The sequence below is a fragment of the Nocardia sp. NPDC055321 genome (assembly GCF_053645575.1).
The window spans coordinates 64,902-84,277 of the sequence record NZ_JBSHMS010000007.1 but is presented as its reverse complement, the minus strand read 5'-3'; the positions used below and the strand labels follow the sequence as shown (position 1 = coordinate 84,277).

16 protein-coding genes are annotated in these 19,376 nt (G+C 68.8%); 7 read left to right on the top strand and 9 right to left on the bottom strand.

The genetic code is table 11. The features are described from left to right. The first annotated feature begins 207 nt into the window (after positions 1-207). Both ACWIGI_RS13375 and ACWIGI_RS13370 read left to right on the top strand, forming a co-directional pair. Positions 208-1,425 (top strand): acetyl-CoA C-acetyltransferase, encoded by a 1,218-nt coding sequence (locus tag ACWIGI_RS13375; protein WP_454202647.1) that lies wholly within the window; start codon positions 208-210, stop codon positions 1,423-1,425. A gap of 287 nt (positions 1,426-1,712) precedes the next feature. Further along, positions 1,713-2,048, top strand: coding sequence for a DUF1330 domain-containing protein (locus ACWIGI_RS13370; RefSeq protein WP_454202646.1), 336 nt, complete (start codon positions 1,713-1,715; stop codon positions 2,046-2,048). A 53-nt stretch (positions 2,049-2,101) separates the two neighbouring features. On the opposite strand, the gene ACWIGI_RS13365 is transcribed toward ACWIGI_RS13370, so the two are convergent. The 4 genes from ACWIGI_RS13365 to ACWIGI_RS13350 all read right to left on the bottom strand — a co-directional run bounded on the left by ACWIGI_RS13365 (position 2,102) and on the right by ACWIGI_RS13350 (position 6,881). After that, positions 2,102-2,971, bottom strand: coding sequence for a Bax inhibitor-1/YccA family protein (locus ACWIGI_RS13365; protein ID WP_454202645.1), 870 nt, complete (start codon positions 2,969-2,971; stop codon positions 2,102-2,104). 156 nt (positions 2,972-3,127) lie between these two features. Next, positions 3,128-4,054, bottom strand: coding sequence for an LLM class F420-dependent oxidoreductase (locus tag ACWIGI_RS13360; protein ID WP_454202852.1), 927 nt, complete (start codon positions 4,052-4,054; stop codon positions 3,128-3,130). A 67-nt stretch (positions 4,055-4,121) separates the two neighbouring features. Further along, positions 4,122-5,282, bottom strand: a complete 1,161-nt coding sequence (locus tag ACWIGI_RS13355) for a class I SAM-dependent methyltransferase (RefSeq protein WP_454202644.1) — start codon at positions 5,280-5,282, stop codon at positions 4,122-4,124. Between the two features lie 168 nt (positions 5,283-5,450). After that, positions 5,451-6,881 (bottom strand): MDR family MFS transporter, encoded by a 1,431-nt coding sequence (locus ACWIGI_RS13350; RefSeq protein WP_454202643.1) that lies wholly within the window; start codon positions 6,879-6,881, stop codon positions 5,451-5,453. A 437-nt stretch (positions 6,882-7,318) separates the two neighbouring features. On the opposite strand from ACWIGI_RS13350, the gene ACWIGI_RS13345 reads away from it, so the two are divergent. After that, on the top strand, positions 7,319-8,824 hold the full coding sequence (locus ACWIGI_RS13345) for a DUF222 domain-containing protein (protein ID WP_454202642.1): 1,506 nt from the start codon (positions 7,319-7,321) through the stop codon (positions 8,822-8,824). 1,240 nt (positions 8,825-10,064) lie between these two features. Here the strand turns inward: ACWIGI_RS13345 and ACWIGI_RS13340 are convergent. Both ACWIGI_RS13340 and ACWIGI_RS13335 read right to left on the bottom strand, forming a co-directional pair. Continuing rightward, positions 10,065-11,741, bottom strand: coding sequence for a DUF885 domain-containing protein (locus ACWIGI_RS13340; RefSeq protein WP_454202641.1), 1,677 nt, complete (start codon positions 11,739-11,741; stop codon positions 10,065-10,067). 67 nt (positions 11,742-11,808) lie between these two features. Beyond that, positions 11,809-12,726 (bottom strand): ribonuclease Z, encoded by a 918-nt coding sequence (locus tag ACWIGI_RS13335; RefSeq protein ID WP_454202640.1) that lies wholly within the window; start codon positions 12,724-12,726, stop codon positions 11,809-11,811. A 123-nt stretch (positions 12,727-12,849) separates the two neighbouring features. Between ACWIGI_RS13335 and ACWIGI_RS13330 the strand changes: the two genes are divergently transcribed. Further along, positions 12,850-13,323: a DUF6153 family protein gene (locus tag ACWIGI_RS13330; protein ID WP_454202639.1), complete on the top strand. Its 474-nt coding sequence runs from the start codon at positions 12,850-12,852 to the stop codon at positions 13,321-13,323. Positions 13,324-13,413: 90 nt separating this feature from the next. Continuing rightward, entirely contained in the window at positions 13,414-14,037 is a 624-nt protein-coding gene (locus ACWIGI_RS13325; protein WP_454202638.1) for a DUF305 domain-containing protein, read from the top strand. 79 nt (positions 14,038-14,116) lie between these two features. On the opposite strand, the gene ACWIGI_RS13320 is transcribed toward ACWIGI_RS13325, so the two are convergent. Further along, entirely contained in the window at positions 14,117-14,407 is a 291-nt protein-coding gene (locus ACWIGI_RS13320) for a hypothetical protein (protein ID WP_354989408.1), read from the bottom strand. Between the two features lie 162 nt (positions 14,408-14,569). Further along, positions 14,570-16,105, bottom strand: coding sequence for an amino acid permease (locus ACWIGI_RS13315; RefSeq protein ID WP_454202637.1), 1,536 nt, complete (start codon positions 16,103-16,105; stop codon positions 14,570-14,572). Between the two features lie 293 nt (positions 16,106-16,398). On the opposite strand from ACWIGI_RS13315, the gene ACWIGI_RS13310 reads away from it, so the two are divergent. Both ACWIGI_RS13310 and ACWIGI_RS13305 read left to right on the top strand, forming a co-directional pair. Beyond that, positions 16,399-17,271: a hypothetical protein gene (locus ACWIGI_RS13310; RefSeq protein WP_454202636.1), complete on the top strand. Its 873-nt coding sequence runs from the start codon at positions 16,399-16,401 to the stop codon at positions 17,269-17,271. A gap of 71 nt (positions 17,272-17,342) precedes the next feature. Then, complete coding sequence (locus ACWIGI_RS13305; protein ID WP_454202635.1) at positions 17,343-18,275, top strand: alpha/beta fold hydrolase; 933 nt, start codon at positions 17,343-17,345, stop codon at positions 18,273-18,275. Between the two features lie 11 nt (positions 18,276-18,286). Here ACWIGI_RS13305 and ACWIGI_RS13300 read toward each other — a convergent pair whose 3' ends face one another. After that, positions 18,287-19,327, bottom strand: a complete 1,041-nt coding sequence (locus ACWIGI_RS13300; RefSeq protein ID WP_454202634.1) for an NAD(P)-dependent alcohol dehydrogenase — start codon at positions 19,325-19,327, stop codon at positions 18,287-18,289. Positions 19,328-19,376: the final 49 nt, after the last annotated feature.

The window sequence follows — 19,376 nt, the reverse complement described above, 5'->3', positions numbered from 1 at the left end:
CCTTGGGTTTTGAATTATGTCACCCCCCCCCCCCCCCCCACACCGGCGCGGGCCGCCCCCCCCCCCCCCCCCGCCCCGCCCGAGAGCTCCCGAGAGTGAGGGCTATCCCACAGTTCAGTGATTGGGATACCGGCATACCGGGCGTAGGACGCTGAACACACCCGTCGTACATTCGAAGAGGTTCACTCACGCTAGTAAGGAGTCCTCATGGCTGAGGCCGTTATCGTTTCGTACGCCCGCTCCCCCATCGGTCGTGCGCACAAGGGTTCGCTGGTCGGCATGCGCCCGGACGACCTCGCGGCTCAGATGGTCCGCGCGGCCCTGGACAAGGTCCCCGCCCTGGCCGCCAGCGATATCGACGACCTCATGCTCGGCAGCGGCCAGCCCGCCGGTGAGGCCGGGTTCAACATGGCCCGCGCCGTGGCCGTGCAGCTGGGCTACGACTACCTGCCCGGCGTCACCGTCAACCGCTACTGCTCCTCCTCGCTGCAGACCACCCGCATGGCCTTCCACGCCATCAAGGCGGGCGAGGGCGACGTGTTCATCTCCGCCGGCGTCGAGACCGTGTCGCGCTTCCCGAAGGGCACCGCCGACGGCTGGCCCGACACCCACAACCTGCTGTTCGCCGATGCCGAGGCCCGCACCAAGGAGACCTCCGCGGCCAACACCTCGTGGGTCGACCCGCGCGAGAACGACCTGCTGCCGGACGTCTACATCGGCATGGGCGAGACCGCCGAGAACGTCGCGACCTTCACCGGCATCTCCCGCGAGGACCAGGACCACTGGGGCGTGCGCTCGCAGCAGCGTGCCGAGGAGGCCATCAAGGCCGGCTTCTTCGAGCGTGAGATCACCCCGGTGACCCTGCCCGACGGCACCGTCGTCTCCACCGACGACGGCCCGCGCGCCGGCACCACCTACGAGAAGATCTCGCAGCTCAAGCCGGTCTTCCGTGCCGACGGCACCGTCACCGCCGGTAACGCCTGCCCGCTGAACGACGGTGCCGCCGCGCTCGTCGTCATGAGCGACACCAAGGCCAAGGCGCTGGGCCTGACCCCCCTCGCCCGCGTCGTGTCCACCGGCGTGTCCGGTCTGTCCCCCGAGATCATGGGCCTGGGCCCGATCGAGGCGGTCAAGAAGGCGCTGAACAACGCCAACCTCACCGTCGGCGATCTCGACCTGTACGAGATCAACGAGGCCTTCGCCGTTCAGGTCCTGGGTTCGGCCCGCGCCCTGAAGCTGGACGAGGACAAGCTGAACATCTCCGGCGGCGCGATCGCCCTCGGCCACCCGTTCGGCATGACCGGCGCCCGCATCACCGCGACCCTGATCAACAACCTCCAGACCCAGGACAAGCAGTTCGGCCTGGAGACCATGTGCGTCGGCGGCGGCCAGGGCATGGCGATGATCATCGAGCGCCTCAGCTGATAGCTGCGGTGCCTCGGCCTTCGGCCTAGAGAGGGTGGGTTTGGGGGCCCTGCCCCCAAACCCCCCACGGGGCGCGGAGATTCCGGCCGAACTCGCGGCCGAAGCCTCCGCCGAACCTGGGAAGGGTACGAGGGTCAGGGGGTATGGCCCCCGATCACTTCCTCACAGCACAGCCGCGTGACCGTCAGGTCGCGCGGCTGTTTTGTTTCTCATTCCCTATCCGGGAATCGACATGCGGTCACGGGGCGAGAAGGCTGGGGAGAGCACGTATCCCCGAAGGAGGCATCATGCCCGCTTACGCTGTCGCCCATCTGCACGCCGTCGATGTGAACGCAGGCATCGTCGAGTACCTGAAGCGAATCGACGCCACCTTCACCGAGTTCGGTGGGAAGTTCCTCGTCCACGGCGGGGCGCAGCGGGCGGTGGAGGGACCGGCCGACAGCCACGTCGTGGTCGTGGAGTTCCCCGATTGTCAAGCGGCGCAGGCGTGGTACGACTCCCCCGCCTATCGGGCCATCCTGCCGCTGCGTACCGAGAACTCGGTGGGCGTGGCGGTGATCGCCGACGGCTGCGGCGACGACCACGTCGCGACCGACATCCTCGGGCCCGGCGCGACGCGGTGAAAACGAAAGGGCGGGCACCGGATTCCGGTGCCCGCCCTTCGTGTGTCCTACCGCTAGTCGTTGTTGAAGTACGACAGCAGGCGCAGGATCTCGATGTACAGCCAGACTAGGGTGACGGTCAGACCCAGGGCCACGCCCCAGGCCGCCTTCTCCGGCGCGTTGGCGCGGATCAGCTGATCGGCGGCGTCGAAGTCCAGCAGGAAGCTGAAGGCCGCGATGGCGATGCAGACGAGGCTGAACACGATCGCGATCGGGCCGCCGTCACGCAGGCCGAGGCCGCCGTCCATGAAGAACGAGGCGATCAGGTTGCCGAGCATGAGGACGACGACGCCGATGAGGGCGCCGACGATCATGCGGGTGAAGCGCGGGGTCACCCGGATCGCACCGGTCTTGTAGACCACGAGCATGCCGAAGAACACGCCGAAGGTGCCGAGGACGGCCTGCGCGATCAGCGCCGAACCGCCCGCGCCGCCGAAGGAGACGTTCGTGAACATGAACGACAGCGAGCCGAGGAACAGACCCTCGAAGGCCGCGTAGGACAGCACGATCGCCGGGTTGTCCTGCTTACGGCCGAAGGAGGCGACCAGCACGAGGACGAGGCCCACCAGAGCGCCGACGATCGCGAGCGGGGCCGCGAGCGCGTTGTTGGCGTGTACGAGCGCGTAGGCGATGATCGCCGAGACGCTGACGACACCGAGCGTGATGCCCGTCTTGGTGACGACGTCGTCGATGGTCATCGGGCGCGTGGTCGGCACCGGCGGCTGCTGGTAGCCGTATCCGCCCGGGTACTGCGGCGGCTGCTGACCGTACTGGTTGGCGAACTGTCCGGCTCCAGCGGCAGCCGAGCCGAAGCCCGCGTAACCGCCGCCTTGCTGCTGCTGCGGCGACAGGTTCTTGAAAACCGGGTTCGAGGTGGTGCGCAAGGCGCTTCCCTTTCTGGAGTCGTGGCTCACGGTGCCCGTGGCCTCGTAACTACCGAGTCCAACGATCCGGGGACGGGATGAGTTCCCAACAACCCCGAATCAGACCACTCGGACTTTACCCGAGCTTTACCGTCCCGCGCGCCTCTTGAGTCCCGGCTAACCCAGCTGACTCATCACCCGGGAGGCGATGAGCTCGAGGTGGTCCAGATCGGCCAGATCCAGGATCTGGAGGTAGAAGCGGGTGGTGCCGGCGGTCTCGGTGTAGGCGGCGATCTTCTCGACCACCTCGTCGGGGGTGCCGGCCAGGCCGTTCTCCTTCAGCTCGTCCACCTCGCGGCCGATCGCGGCGGCGCGGCGGGCGATCTCGGCGTCCGAGGTGCCGACGCAGGCGACCAGGGCGTTGGAGAACGTGAGCTCGGCGGGGTCGCGGCCGATGTCCTTGGCGGCGCGGCGGACTCGCTCGAACTGTTCGGCGCTGGCCGCCGCGGACTGGAAGGGCGCGTTGAACTCGGCGGCGTAGCGCGCGGCGATGCGCGGGGTGCGCTTGGCGCCCATGCCGCCGATGACGACGGGGATCCGGTCCTGCGCGGGCTTGGGCAGCGCCGGGGAATCGGCGAGGGTGTAGTGCTCACCGGCGAAGGAGAACGTCTCCCCGGCGGGGGTGTTCCACAGGCCGGTGATCACCGCGAGCTGCTCCTCGTAGCGCGGGAACTTGTCGGCGGGGAAGGGGATGCCGTAGGCGGTGTGCTCGGCCTCGTACCAGCCCGCGCCCAGGCCGAATTCGACACGGCCGCCGGACATGGCGTCGACCTGGGCGACCTGGATGGCCAGCACGCCCGGATGCCGGAAGGTGGCGGCGGTGACCAGGGTGCCCAGCCGGATGCGCCGGGTCTCCCGGGCCAGGCCCGCGAGGGTGATCCAGGCGTCGGTGGGTCCGGGCAGACCGTCGGCGTCGCCCATGGCGAGGTAGTGGTCGGAGCGGAAGAAGGCGTCGTAGCCGAGGTCCTCGGTGGCCTTGGCCACGCTCAGGAGGGTGTCGTAGCTCGCGCCCTGCTGCGGTTCGGTGAAGATGCGGAGATCGATTCGGCCCATAACCACATTGTGCTGGTCGGTTGGTTCAGCGTGCCGGGCGGTGCGCCCGGCACGTCGCTCAGCGGTCCGCGTCGGCGGCGCTGCCGTGCAGGCCGCGCACCGAACGCGTCACGGTGAATTTGCGATTGCGGCCGATGACGTCGGTCTTGCCGACCATGCGCTCCATGACGCCGCGGTAGTTGAGATGGGTGTTGTACACGGTCCAGAGCTCCCCGCCCGGCCGCAGCACCCGCCCCGCCTGCTGGAACATCTTGATCGCGGACCCGGTGTGCACGGCCGCGCCCACGTGGAACGGCGGATTGCACAGCACCAGATCGGCGCTGTTGTCCGGCAGCCCCGACATGGCGTCGTCGCGCAGCACCCGGACGCGGTCCGCCACGTCGTTCGCCGCCGCGGTGGCGCGGGTGGAGGCGATGGCCGCGGCCGATTGATCGGTGGCGGTGACCCGGATGCCGGGCCGGGCCTTGGCCAGGGCGACCGCGAGAATGCCGGTGCCGCAACCGAGGTCGACGGCCTCGCGGGCGTCCGGCTTCATCCGGCGCAGGTGGTCGAGCAGGAAGCGGGTGCCGATGTCGAGGCGCGGGCCGGAGAAGGCGGCGCCGTGCGCGACGACTTCGAGATCGTGTTCGTCGAGCCGATTGCGCACCGGAAAGCGGGGTTCGCCAAGGGCTTTCGGCTCGGTGGCCAGCAGCACCCGGGACTTCTGCCTGCCCCGGCTGGCCTGTACGGAACCGAAGGACTCGGCGAGGACGTCGTTCATCGCCGGGGTGAGGTACTTGTCCCGGCCGCCGGCGTAGACCCGGACGTCGGGCGCCGCGAAACGGGCGATGGCATCGGCGGTTTCGGCCAGGCCGGACAGCGCGCGCGGCAGCCGCCACAGCACCACCCGGACATCGGCGAGCAACCGCTCGCCTAGCTCGTGCGATCTGTAGCGGTCGGCGAGCCCGACGAGCCGGGCGTTGCCGGCCAGGGCCAGCTCGCCGGTGAGCAGATCCTGATGGACCCGGACGCCGTGCAGGTCGTGCGCGGCGATGGCGCCCAGGGTCAGCGCCCCGTAGCCGTCGTCGAGCACCGCGACGCGATCATCGCCTGCGGCGGCGAGGAATTCGGCCGCCTCGTCGAGCAGCAATCGATCAGCGGCGTCCACCGCGTAGAGGTTCACCGCCTCCACATCGGGGTACCGCCGCAAACGGCTCAATACATCCTCGACCTCAACCACGCCTACAGTGTGCTAGATCATTGCCGACACGTCCCAATTGGCCCGAATCTCGTCATCGGGCCGAGCGATTCGCCCGGTTGCCCGCGTTTCGCGCGGTACCGCCTCGTCGGCCGTGCCACGGTGTGGCGCAGTTCGCGCGCATGGCGTGTCGGGCGCCCGCCACCGCCGTCAGCGCACGGGCGTTTCGGGCGCGGCCTCGACGGTGGCGCGCGGCATCATGGCGGCCGCGGCGACCATGACCACGGCCGCGATGGCCACGCCGACGAAGACCACGTGGATGGCGGGTGAAAGCACCTCCGGCGCGGGGTGATCGGTGTCGCCGATGCGCGCGTTCACCAGGGCGCCGAACAGCGCGACGCCGAGGGCGCTGCCGAGCGAGCGCGCGAACATGTTGGTCGAGGTGACGACGCCGCGTTCGGACCATTCGGCGCTGGCCTGCGCGGCGATGAGCGTCGGGCTCGCGACCAGGCCCATCCCCATGCCGACGATGAAGCAGCCCAGCGCCACCTGCAGCAGCCCCGAGCCCGCGTCGACCAGCAGGAGTGTGGCGGCGCCGACGGCCGCGAGAGTGCTGCCGATGACAGCGGTGGCACGGAATCCGATGCGCAGGTACACCTTTCCCGACTGCGAGGCCGACAGCGGCCAGCCCAGTGTGAGCGCGCCGACGGTCAGGCCCGCGACCATCGCCCCCGAACCGAGCACGCCCTGGGCGAAGGTCGGCACGTACGAGGTGAGTCCGAGCAGGATCGCCCCGACCAGCAGCGAGACCAGGCTGCTGGCGACGAGCACCCGCCGGGTCAGCACCCACAGCGGCAGAATGGGATTCGCGGCCCGCCGCTCCACCAGCCCGAACAGCACCAGCACCAGAATGCCGCCGCCGAACAGCGCCAGGCTCACCGGCGAGTCCCACGCCCACGCCTGCCCGCCCTCGAGCAGGGCGAGCATCAGCCCGCCCGCGCCCAGGGTGAGCAGGGCCGCGCCGAGGTAGTCGATGCGATGGCTGCGCCGGGGCGCGACCTCGGTGAAATTCCGCAGGATCATCCAGCCTGCGACCGCGGCGAGCGGCAGGTTGACCAGGAAGATCCAGCGCCAGCTGACGTATTCGGAGAACACGCCGCCCAGCAGCGGGCCGAGCACCGAGGACGCGGCCCACACGCCGGCCAGGTACGCCTGCACCTTGGCGCGCTCGGCCAGGGTGTACAGGTCGCCCGCGATGGTGATGGACATGGGCCCGACCGCGCCCGCGCCGATCCCCTGCACCGCACGGAAGATGATGAGCCCGAGCATCGAGGTCGCCAGCCCGCACAGCAGCGAGCCGAGCGCGAAGACCGCGATACCGAAGAGCATGACGGGCTTGCGCCCGAGCATGTCGGCGAGTTTGCCGTAGATCGGCACCGTCACGGCCTGCGCGAGCAGATAGATCGAGAACAGCCACGGGAACTGCGAGAAGCCGCCGAGCTGGTCGGTGATGGTGAGGACAGCGGTGGCGATGATCGTCGAGTCCAGCGCGACGAGCGAGGTGGCCAGCATGATGGCCGCGAGGATCGGCCCGCGCTCCGACCGCAGCCCGATCGACGACTTCAACCCGGTAGCCGTCACCGACAACCCCTTTCCGTTAGCCCAACTCACCACCTGAGTCGAACACCTCGCCGCAGGGGCTATTCCGGATTGCCGGAACTGCCCGGCGAGCGGGTGAGTCGCGCGGGCGGGCACCCACACCCGGGTGCTCGCGGTCGCGCGGTGCGGCCCGACTCTCCTTCGCCCGTGCATCCTGCACAGGCGAGTCGTCGGGAGACCACCTGTTTTCCACCCTGTGGAATGCGGGGGCGTGAGGCGGGTGCGGGGGATTTCGGGTGTGCGAAGGCGTCGTTGCGGCGCGGTCGTGGGGTGGCCGGACAAGGGTGTGCCGGCCGGGTGGGGCGTGAAGCGATTCGCGCCTCTTGTGGGAGAAATTGGGCTGCCGATTTGTCTGAATCTTGTTGTGTCACAACAGAATTGGTCTATTCATGCTTGCTATGAAGGAGTAGAATGGAGGCATGGATTCGGGAGAGGTACCCACAATCGCGACGAGTGCCAAAGCACTTGGCGCCGCAGTGGAGAACCTGCTCGAATTGCCGATGTACTCGTTGGCCAAGGACGAGGTCATCGAGGTCATGCAGGAGCTCGAAACCAGCTTCCGCAAGTTGGAGGCGGTGAAGCAGCGGTTCGCACTCGAGTGCGGGGCACGGGACTTGGGCCCTCGGGCGGGTGTGAAGAGCTTGATCCTGTTCCTGCAGCAGACACTGCGCCTGTCGTACGCCGAGGCCGCCGCCCGCGTACGTAACGCTGATCTGCTGTCGACTGTGTCGGCGGGTTCGAGCACCCGACCGCCGAAATTGCCGCTCGTAGCTAAAGCGCAACGCGCCGGAGAGATCTCCGCCGACCATGTGAAAGCCATCCACGACGCTCTCGAGCGGATCCCCGACGCTGCCGGTCCGGAAGTCAAAGACCACGCCGAACAACACCTCACCTCCTACGCCCGCGAGGGTGATCCGAAGGGTGTGACCAAGCTCGGGGTCCACATCCTGGCCCACGTCGACCCCGACGGGCGGTTGACCGAGGACCGGGACCGCCAGCGAGTCCGGTGCATCAAGATCGGGCACCAGAGCATCGACGGCATGTACCCGATCTCCGGATACCTCACCCCGCAATTGGGGGCGGTGATGATCCCGATGTTCGAGAAATTCGGCCGACCCGGCATCTGCAACCCCGATGACCCCGAAAGCCCGTGGACCACCGCCGAACTCGGCCTCGACACCGAACTCGACGACGGCGACGACACCGGCGATGATGACGCCAAGGCCGACGACCCTTCGCTGAGCCCGGCCGAACGTGCCCGCGCAGCCCTTCGCGCGAAGCTCCGCGCGGCCGCCAAGCGCGATCACCGCAACGCCGAGCAGCGCAACCACGATGCCTTGATGGTGTTCTTCCGCCCGGACATGGGCCCCACGAAGCTGGGATCGCATCGCGGACTTCCGGTCTCGACCATCATCACCATGAGCATCGAGGACCTCGAGCGCCGCACAGGCGTGGCGACGACCGCGACCGGTGGCACGATGTCGATCACCCAAGCACTCCAGGTCGCCAGGAACTCGACCCCGTATTTGGCGGTGCTCGACCGCAACGGCCGCCCACTGCACCTGTCCCGCGGACAGCGCCTGGCCAACCCGGCGCAACGCCTGGCGCTGACCGCCACCGAACGCGGATGCACGCGCCCCGGATGCGATGCGCCAGCAAGCCGCTCGGCCGTCCACCACATCCGCGAATGGGCCGATGGCGGCGAAACGGACATCGAGAACCTGACCCTGGCGTGCGATGCCTGCCACGCCCAGATCAACAACGGCCCGAACGGGTGGGAAACCGTTGTCATGGGCGAGGATTCGGAGAATCCGGGCAAGACCGGATGGATCCCTCCACCCCACATCGACCGAAGTCGTAGGCCACGTGTGAACTTCCGTCATCATCCCCAGTTTCCGGGTATCCCAGCACGATGGCGCTGCTAGCGCTCGGCCCTGGGCATCAAGTCTCACCGCCGCTTTCGACTCTGCCTCTTCGGCTTTCGACGCCGAAGAGGCTTTCGTGCGCCCGGCACCGCCCAATCCGTCGACCCGGGGTGAGCCACCCCGCGCCCAGCATCGCGCATCTCCGCACGGCGGCTCTGCCAGCGACCGCACCCCCGGCCTGATATCCGCCATACTGCTCTACGCACTTTCGTTCGCGGCCTCATGGCCTTCTACACCGAACGGGCGCCCACCCACCTTGTCCCCGGCCCGGCCGTCCCACCCACACCGCTGGTGCGACCACACGCATCGGTGTTCACGCCCGTGGCCGACGTAGCCCGAACCCGAACCCACCCCCGCGGCTTCCAGTGGGGTTCGGGAGAGCAGGCAAAACAGATGCGGCAGTGCTGGTTACCTCGCCTGCCGTACCCGACCTAGGGCTCCCCAGCCAGGAGCCCGTTCACCCTCCCAGCCTGGCTGGCCGGCCGTGGGAACCTTCTCGAGACTCACATACAAAGACTCGTCATCGACACAATGGAGTTATGCCCAGGGCGGTGATTGCCACGCCCGGCCCAGGGTTCGGAACTCGGCCACGCATCCGAGGGCTTCGATCCTGTCGATCGGCCCGGGAGAGCTGGAACCGCAGCCGAGGCACCCAACCTGCCCCGGCTGGTACTCCGTTATCCGGGCGTCTCTCCCCCGGTAGGGCACCCAACCGCCATCGAGGCTCCCGACGTGCCCCCGCTGGTACTCCGTTGTCCTGGCTTCTTTCCGGCGGTAGGACTCCCAACCGCCGCCGAGGCACCCAAGCCTTCCCGCCGGTACTCCGCTATCCAGGCATCTTTCCCCCGGCAGGGCACCCAACCGCCACCGAGTCTCCCGACGCACCCCGCCGGAACTCCGTTATCCAGGTGCCCTTCCCCCGGCAGGGCACCCAACCGCCGCCGAGTCTCCCGACGTGCCTCCGCTGGTACTCCATCGTCCAGGCTTCGCTCCCCGACAAGGCCGGAACCACAGCCGAGCCCATAACCCGGCCACATCTGGCCTCCACTATCCAGCGCCCTCTCTCGAGAACGCTGGAACCGCAGGCGCGGCGCCCGAAAGTCCCACGTTGATACTCCGCTATCCCGACTCAGTGATCCGGCAGGTCACCCAACCGCAGCGGCGACGGAGACTCCACACGTGCCTTCGCCGGCGCTCCTCCTCCAACCACTCGCGCCGACCCAAACGAAACCGCAGCAACCTAGAGCGTCGCCACCAGATCCCGGAGAACCGGAAGACTCACCGACCCGGAGCCAAGCACCCGATCGTGGAAGATCTTGATGTCGAACGCCGAACCCAGGCGTTGTTCGGTGGCGGCGCGGAGGCGGCGGATTTCGAGCTGGCCCACCTTGTACGCGACGGCCTGAGCCGGCATGGCTATGTAGCGGTCCACCTCGGTGCGGATTTCCTCCACGCCCACGGGCGCGTTGGCGACCATGAAGTCGATGGCCTGCTGGCGGGTCCAGCCTTTGGCGTGCAGGCCGGTGTCGACCACCAGGCGGCAGGAGCGCCAGGAGTCGGCGGCGAGCATGCCTATGCGGGTGAGATCGTCGGGGTACAGGCCCATTTCGTCGGCCAGGCGTTCGGTGTACAGCGCCCAGCCCTCGACGAAGGCGGTGTTGGAGAAGGACATCCGCTGGAAGCTCGGCAGCTGGTCGAGTTCGTTGGCGATGGTGAGCTGCAGGTGATGGCCGGGAATGGCCTCGTGATACGCCACCGACGCGGTTTCGAAGCGGTTGCGGCCCTTGGGGTCGTGCTGGTTCACGTAGTAGGCGCCGGGGCGGGAGCCGTCGGCGGCGGGCGGGAAGTAGTAGGCCGGGGGTGCGTCGGCCGCCAGGAAATCCGGTACCGGCAGGATGTCGCAGGATTGGCGGGGCAGGCGGCCGAACCACTTACCCATTTCGGCCTGGGCCGCTGCCAGGCAGGCGCGGGCGTCGACCATGATTTCTTCGCCGTCGTCGTAGCGCAGGGCCGAATCCTCGCGCAGGCGGGTGAAAACCTCGGTGAGCCCGGAGATTCCGAACAGCCGCGAGCCGACCTCGGCGTATTCCGCACGCAGCGCGTCGAGTTCGTCGAGTCCGAGCTGGTGGATTTCCTCGGCGCCCAGATCGGGCAGCGTGGTGTGCTGACGCAGCAGGCGCCGGTAGATGTCGTCGCCGTCCGCGCCGAGCCAGCACAGGCCGGGCTGGTCGTCCGAGCGCGCGGCGGGCAGCAGTTCGCCGGCGAGCGCGTCGCGATACGCGCTGAAGGCCGGCCGGATGACCTCGCGCGTCACCTCGGCCATATCCGCGCGCCAGGCGGATTCACCGGCCCACTCGGCGGGGCCCGCGAAGGTGGCGAAGGGGTCGGCGGCGATATCCGAGGCCAGATAACCGTCGAGCTGATTGAGCGAACGCTCGATGGTGATGCGCGCGGGCGTGCGCCCGGCGGCCAGCCCGGCGCGGAATCGCTCGACCGCCTGCGCCATGAATCCGCCGAATTGCCGGTAGCGCAGCACCAGGTTCGCGGCATTCTCGGGTTCGGGCGCGTTGAGCTGGGGCGCCATGGTGAGCAGGCCCGCGTGCACGCCGTTCATCTGATCGGAGGCGAGTTCGATCGGGCGCCACTCCAGATTCTCCGCGGCGGATACCAATTCATTGCGCAGCAGACCGCGGGTCACCCGATCCTGCTCGTCGAGGCGTTCGGGATCCAGGGCGTCGACCTCGGTGAGCAGCGCGCGCCAGGTACCCAGCAGGCGCTGTTCGGCCTCCTCGGACAGATCCTCGATGCGATCGTCGAATCGCCTGTCCCCCAGCAGCGTTGCCGAACTGGGCGCGGATTCGAGCATGGCATCCCAGTACCGGTCGGCAAGTGCGATCAATTCCGCGTGCGCATCCATGGCCCCCATCATGCCCGCCCCCGTGCACCACGGCCGTGCCGCCGCGAACTTCGCACCCCGCGATGATTCAGCGTCGCGGCGGCACCGGAATGCGCGTCAGATCCGCCGCCACCACGATCTCCCCGTCGAATTGCGCGCCGGCTTCGCTGCGGTGATCGTCCAGCGTGCGGTAGCGCTGCGAGAAGTGCGTGAGCACCAGCGTTCGCGCTCCCGCCTTCGCCGCGACCTCGCCCGCCTGTCCCGCGGTGAGGTGCCCGAATTCGGTGGCGAGATGGGTGTCGGCGTCGGTGAAGGTGGCCTCGATGACCAGCATGTCCACCCCCGCCGCGAGATCGTGCACCCCGTCGCAGAGCCGGGTGTCCATGATGAACGCGAAGCTCTGTCCGCGCCGCAGTTCGCTCACTTCGTCGAGCGTGATGCGCCGACCGTCCAGGGTGACCTCGCCGTCGCGCTGCAATCGACCGACCACCGGCCCGGAGATGCCCAGTTCGCGCAGGCGATCCGGCACGATGCGGCGCCCGTCCGCCTCGGTGAGCCGGTAGCCGAAGGCCTCGACCGGGTGCGAGAGCCTGGCGGTGCGCAGGGTAAAAGGCGCGCCCTGCGACGGCAGTTCACCGTCCTCGGTGATGGGATGCGGCCGCAGTTCCGCGGTCTGGTGATAGGCGGTGGAATGGCACAGCCGCCGGTAGTACTCCTCGCCCGAGCCCGGGTAGTACACGTCCACCGGGTGCGGCACGCGGTCCAGACTGATCCGCTGCACGACTCCCGCCAGCCCGAGGCTGTGGTCGCCGTGGAAATGGGTGATGCCGATGCGCGTGATGTCGGTGGCCGACACCCCGGCGTAGATCATCTGCCGCTGCGTGCCCTCCCCGGGGTCGAACAGCAGTCCCTCGCCATCCCAGCGCAGCAGATATCCATTGTGGTTGCGCTGCTTGGTCGGTACTTGGCTGGCTGTTCCGAGGATGACCAGTTCGCGCTGTGACACGGCGTCAGGCTACCCGCCCGCGCCGCCGAACCCCGGGTCGTCGGCATTCGGGCGCGCCATGTCGACCGATACCAACCGGGGGTATCGACCGGCCCGCACCCCTGACCACATAGAATGGCCACCGTGGTGGATCACAAGTCGCACGCAACCCGGCTCGCCCGGGCGTTCGGCCTGTTCACCCTGCTGGCCGGAATCGCGATCATGCACGCGCTCGTGATCGGCACCGGCCACGCGGCGAGCCCCGCGCACGACATGCCCCCGGGCCACGCCGCGACCGCGAATCACGCGGACTACACCGATCACACCGCCACCACCGATCACACGGCCGTCACCGCATCGACGCTGGCGGCCACCACCGATCACGCCTCGAACACACCCGGCTGCGGTGACTGCGACGGCGGACACGCCGGACTGCACGGCTGCGTCTTCGTCCTGACCGCACTGCTGTTCGGACTCGGCCTGGCCCTGCTGGCCTGGGTGGGCGCGCTCCGCCCCGGCGGCGATGACACGAAGGCCCGGCCGGCTCGCGCACACCACGCCCGCCCACCCCCGTGGACGGTGCTCACCCTGGCCGATTTGGCGATCCTGCGGATCTGATGGGCGCCCGCTGCCGCGTATCACGCACGCGGAAGCGGTTTTTCGCATGCCCATTTCCAGATTTTCAGCTGATTCCCGAGGAGTGCAGCCATGTTCAGTGCTACCCGTTCCACGTTCGCCGCGATCGCCGGCACCGCCGCCATCGCCCTGTTCGCCGCCGGATGCGGCGGCGATGACGACTCGGCCACCGCCGCGTCGAGTTCCACCACCGTGGCCGCCACCTCGGCGCAGGCCGCGACCCGCACCGATTTCAACGAGGACGATGTCAGCTTCCTGCAGATGATGTATCCGCATCACGCGCAGGCGGTGGACATGGCGGCGATGGTGCCGTCCCGCTCACAGAATCCGGAGCTGATCGCGCTCGCCAAGGCGATCGAGCAGGCCCAGACGCCGGAGATGCAGCAGATCACCGCGCTGCTCCAGGCGTTCGGCAAGGGCGCGCCCAGCGCCACGGTGGACGGGCACGCCGGTCACGGCGGTATGAGCGGCATGATGACCGAGGCCCAGATGACCGAATTGCAGGGTCTGTCCGGCACCGAGTTCGATCAGCTGTGGATGCGCATGATGATCGAGCATCACGAGGGCGCCGTCACCATGGCCAATGCCGAACTCACCGATGGCGTGAATCCCGATGCCAAGGCGATGGCCAAGGCCATCGTGGTCGGCCAGCAGACCGAGATCGATCAGATGCGCCGGATGCTCGGCCAGAAGTAGCAACTAGCAGGCTACCGAAATGGCAAGGGGTGGGCCGGAATTCGGGCGCACCCCTTGCCAGCGGTTCACTGTATCGGCGTCAGCTCCCGATGACCGTATTCATAATTGTTCCGGCACTGGTGGCGGTGGCGCCGCCGATCATGGCTCCCGCCACCATCTTCGGCGATTCCAGACCGCCTCCGCTCCACTTCTCCCAGGCGAAGCGGCCGCCGCCGTAGGTGATGGCGGTGACGCCGGACAGCATGGTGAACCAGGTGAAGTAGCGGACCAATTTCATCAGCTTGTCCGCCACCGGCGGGGTCTCCGGTGTCGGATTGCCGATCTGCGCGACGACTGTCGTGTACGTGTCGTGCACGGCGGCGAGGAGCATGCTCACGATCGGTTCCTCTCGAATGCTGAGGTGGTGCTGATGGCGAAACATGTGGCGCAACTCTCACTAATATGAGCAATTACACCTCGAGCCACAGGGTGCCGCCGGGACGACACACCACCTGATCCGAACTCGAGCAGCCGACCAGCTACCCCGCCCCGGTCACTCCGGCGTGGCGCGCAACAGCGAGTGCTTGCGGCCGTACAGGAAGTAGACGCAGAACCCGAGCGCCATCCAGACGATGAAGCGCAGCCAGGTCTCGACCGAGAGGTTGAACATGAGCCACGCGCACGCGATGACCGACAGGATCGGCACGAACGGCACCAGCGGCACCTTGAATCCGCGCTGCAGATCCGGGCGGGTGCGGCGCAGCACGATCACGCCGATCGACACCAGCACGAAGGCGAAGAGCGTACCGATGTTCACCATTTCCTCGAGCGTGCCGAAGTCGACGAATCCGGCCAGCAGCGCGCAGATCGCGCCGACGATGTAGGTGATGCGCACCGGCGTGCCCTTGGGCCCGGTCTGCGCCAGCTTGCGCGGGACCAGCCCGTCGCGCGCCATGGCGAACAGCACGCGGGTCTGCCCCAGGAACAGCACCATGACCACGGTCGTCAGGCCGGCGAGCGCGCCGATGGAGATGATGTTCTTGGCCCACATGACGCCGTTGATCTCGAACGCGGTGGCCAGGGTCGCGTCGTCGCCCTGCAGATCCTTGTAGGACACCATGCCGGTGAGCACCAGCGACACCGCCACGTACAGCACGGTCACGATGGCCAGCGAGCCCAGGATGCCGCGCGGCACGTTGCGCTGCGGGTCCCGGGTCTCCTCGGCGGCGGTGGCGACCACGTCGAAGCCGATGAAGGCGAAGAACACGATGCTGGCCGCGGCGAGCAGGCCGTACCAGCCGTAGGTGGTGTGCCCGGCGCCGGTGACGAGTGAGAACAGCGACTGGTGCAGCGCGCTCTCGGCGCCGCCCTCGACCGGCACCGAGTCCGGGATGAACGGCTTCAGGTTGTCGGCCTTGAAGTAGGTCGCGCCGACCACCACGACCAGGGCGATGACCGCGAGCTTGATGGCGACGGCCACGGCCGACACCCGGGAGGAGAGCTTGGTGCCCAGCGCCAGCAGCACGGCCAGGATGGCGATGAGCAGCACCGCGCCCCAGTCGAATTTCACGTCCCAGTGCCAGCCGCCGATGTCGACCGCGCCCAGGTTCAGCACCGGGCTGTGCCCGCCCATGACCACGCCCAGGTACTGCGACCAGCCCTTGGCGACAACGGCTGTGCCGAGCGCGAATTCGAGGATGAGGTCCCAGCCGATGGTCCAGGCGACGAGCTCGCCGAAGGTGGCATAGGAGAAGGTGTACGCACTGCCCGCGACCGGCACGGTCGAGGCGAATTCGGCGTAGCAGAGCGCGGCCAGGCCGCAGGCGATGGCGGCGAACACGAAGGCCAGCGAGACGGCGGGCCCGGCGTAGTTGCCCGCGGTGCGCGCGGTCAGGGTGAAGATGCCGGCGCCGACGACGACGGCGACGCCGAAGACCGTGAGGTCCCAGGAGGTCAGGTCCTTGCGGAGTTTGGCGTCGGGTTCGTCGGTGTCGCGGATGGACTGCTCGACGGACTTGGTGCGCCACAGCGCGCTCCGGCGTCCGGAGGCGGGTCCGGTCCCATCCCGCTTGGGGTCCGATATCGCCACTGTTTCTCCTATGTCTGGCTTCTCGGCAACAATGCAGTTCAGCAGCGGATGGTCACCACGCGGTGCACACCCGTGCCTGTTCTCTCTCGATCGCATGCAACCGGCAGACAGAAACCCTGGTCCTGCCCCGGTCCTTGCTCTCGGCCTCGGGGCGAGACCTGAGTTGTCGGCGTCACATCGCACCGTATCACCAACTGGTACGAACCAGTTCAGCAACTAGTCGGACAACATTCACCCGATTGCGTGCTGAACGAGGCCGGAGCCGCGACCGGCGGACTCCCTTAGGGTTGGGTATGTCGTTCGGGGACGAGTCCGCCAGAGGTGATCGTGATGCCCTGGACCGGGTGCTCGTAAACGCGCGCGGAGTACGGGTCCGGGAAATGCGCGGCGATTCCACGCCGGTGCTGACCGAACGCGATCCGGTTGCCGTGCGGGCGCTGTGCGCGGCGCTGCGGATCGCCGATCTCCCGGGGTTCGTGTGCATGTGCCCGGGCGACGTCGCCCTGGATTTCGTCGACGGCCGGGGTTCGGGCCTGGCCCGTGTGACCCTGCACCACGGGTATTCGGTGCGCTGGGCGGGCTGGTCCGAGGACGCGGTGCTGGCCGAGGGCGAGCTGTCCCTGGAGTGGTTGGCCGTTCGCGGCGTGTCCGGCCCGCTGCGCGAATTCCGCGCCGCCGAATACCGGGCCGCGGCGGCCGAACGGGTCGAACGAGGCTGGGCGGCGGCCATTCCCGAGCCCCTCGCGGTGTACGCCCCGCTGTTCCTGGACATCTCCCGCACCGGCGGCCGGCTACCCGGCTCCCAGCTGACCGAGATGTGGGACCTGCTGTGCGCCGTGCATCCGGACGCCGTCGAGCGGGTCCTGCGACTGCTCACCTGGTGCGCCGCCGGAACCGGGGCGCACTCGGGTTATCCGGTGCACGAGGGCATCCCGGCCCGTTTCCTCGATCGCGAGACGCCCCGCGATGTGGCCCGCGCGGTGGAGCAGGCGGATCAGCGGGCGCTGGCGGGCGCGGTCCGCTACGTCCTCGACTGGAACACCCGCCGGCGGGTGGACGGTCTGCTGCTGGCCCTGTCCCCCGCCGCCCGCGGCCGGTTGCTCGCGCACTCCGGAGACGGCGAGACGCGCGGCTGGCTGGCGCGGCGGATCGCCCGCCTCGAGTGAGAGCGCGCGTTCGAGCGGCGCGCGCCCGGGGGCTCGTTGATAGCCGCCGCGGCGCCGGGGATGCTGGACTGGTGAGCATCGTCGAGTTCCCCGAGCACAACGTCGGCGCGCAATGGAAGGGCGAGCGCGTCGGCTACTTCCGCGACGCGGCCGGGTACGCGCGCTATCGCGACGCCTATCGCGCGGGTTTCGAACTGCTGCCCGCGCCGAAGGAGACGATCGACGTGCCGACCGCCTGGGGCACGGTGCGCGCCTACCGTTTCGGCTCCGGGTCCGGTACGCCCCTGGTCCTGCTGCCCGGGCGGCAGTCGGCCACGCCGCTGTGGGTGTCGAATCTGCCGGGGCTGCTCGCCACGGGGCGGCCCGTCATCACCCTCGATCTGCTCGGGGAACCGGGCGCGAGCGTGCAGTCCGCTCCGATCGCCGACGACCGCGAGCAGGCCGAGTGGCTGGGCGCGGCCCTGCTCGCCCTGGAATCGGGTCCGGTGCATCTGCTCGGGGTGTCGATCGGCGGTTGGTCCGCGGTGAATCTCGCGGTGCGCCAACCGGATCGGGTGGCATCGCTGACGATTCTGGATTCGCCCTTCGTCTTCGCGGGCGTCAGCTGGAAGATGGTCGTGGTGTCCCTGGGTTCGGTGCTGCCGGGCATGCCGGAGTCCTGGCGGGACACCCTGCTCGGCTGGATCTCCGGCGGCGCGCGCACGCCCCGGGATTCCCCGGAGGGCAGGCTCATCGCGTCGGGAATGCGCGATTTCGCGGCCTTCCTGCCGATGACGAGAAAGCCGGAGCGGCAACAGCTGTCGGCGTTGCGGACGCCGTTTCTCGGCATCTTCGCCGGGCGCAGCATCGTGCACAACGCGCGCCGGATCGCGGACCGGGCGCGAAAGCTGCTGCCCGACGCGCAGATCGAGGTGTGGCCCGAGGCGTCGCACGCGATCAACGGCGAGTTCCCGGACCGCATCGCGGCGCGCGTGGCGGAATTCCTCGACGGCGTCGACGGCTGACCCGCCCGCGGTCAGGGCACGAGGACCGCGCGCCCGCGAATGTGCCCCTGATCCAGGCGCCGCAGCGCCTCCGGGCCGTCGGCGAGGTCGAAGCGCTCGACCTCGATGCGCAGCTTGCCCGCTTGTGCGAGGCCGACACAGTCGTACAGGTCGGACCGGGTGCCGCCCAATGACTTTCGCACCGAGGCGCCCCAGGGCAGGCCGGGCCCGCCCGCCGGTCCGGCATTGATCTCCGGTACGCCCCCGCCGATGCCGACCATGCGGTAGGCCCCGTTGGGGGCGACGGTTTCCACGGCCAGTTTGGCGGTGGCGTCCACGCCGACGAAGTCGAACACCGCGTCCGCGCCGCGTCCGCCGGTGAGATCCAGGATCTCCCGCGCGGTGTCCGCGCCGGCCAGCAGCCCCAGATCCGCGCCGCAAGCCTCGGCCAGTTCCAGCTTCTCCGGCGCGACGTCCACGGCGATGACGCGAACGCCGGCGATGGCGTCCAGGATCTGCAGCGCCACGTGCCCGAGCCCGCCGATGCCGATGGCCACGGCGGTGCCGCCGGGCCGAAGTGCCTCGCGCGCACCGCGAATGGAGTGATACGTGGTCAGCGCGGCGTCCGCGATGGGCGCCGCCTGCAGGAAGTCCAGGTCCCCGATGGGCACGAACGCGGTGGCCGGGATCCGCACGTACTCGGCCATCCCGCCCTCGATGCTCAGACCCGGGCAGGGCGGCATGGCGACCCGGCCGGCGGCGGTGCACACGTTCTCGTTGCCGCTCACGCATTCGCGGCAGACGCCGCAGGTCCAGAACAGATACACCAGGCCGCGTTCGCCGATGTCCCGGCCGCGCACGTCGGATCCGACGGCCTCGATGGTGCCGGCGATCTCGTGGCCGAGGGTGAGCGGGTCCTCGCGGATCTGATACGGGAAGTTGACCAGGGTCAGATCCGAATGGCAGACGCCCGCCGCGCCGACCTTCAGCAGCAGGTCGCCGGGCCCGATATCCGGGACCGGGATGTCGTTGACCGCGACCTTCTCCGGTCCGGTCCACTGCAGTGCTCGCATGCTGACTTCCTCGGTTCGAGCTTGTGATCCAGCGCACACGGTAGCACTC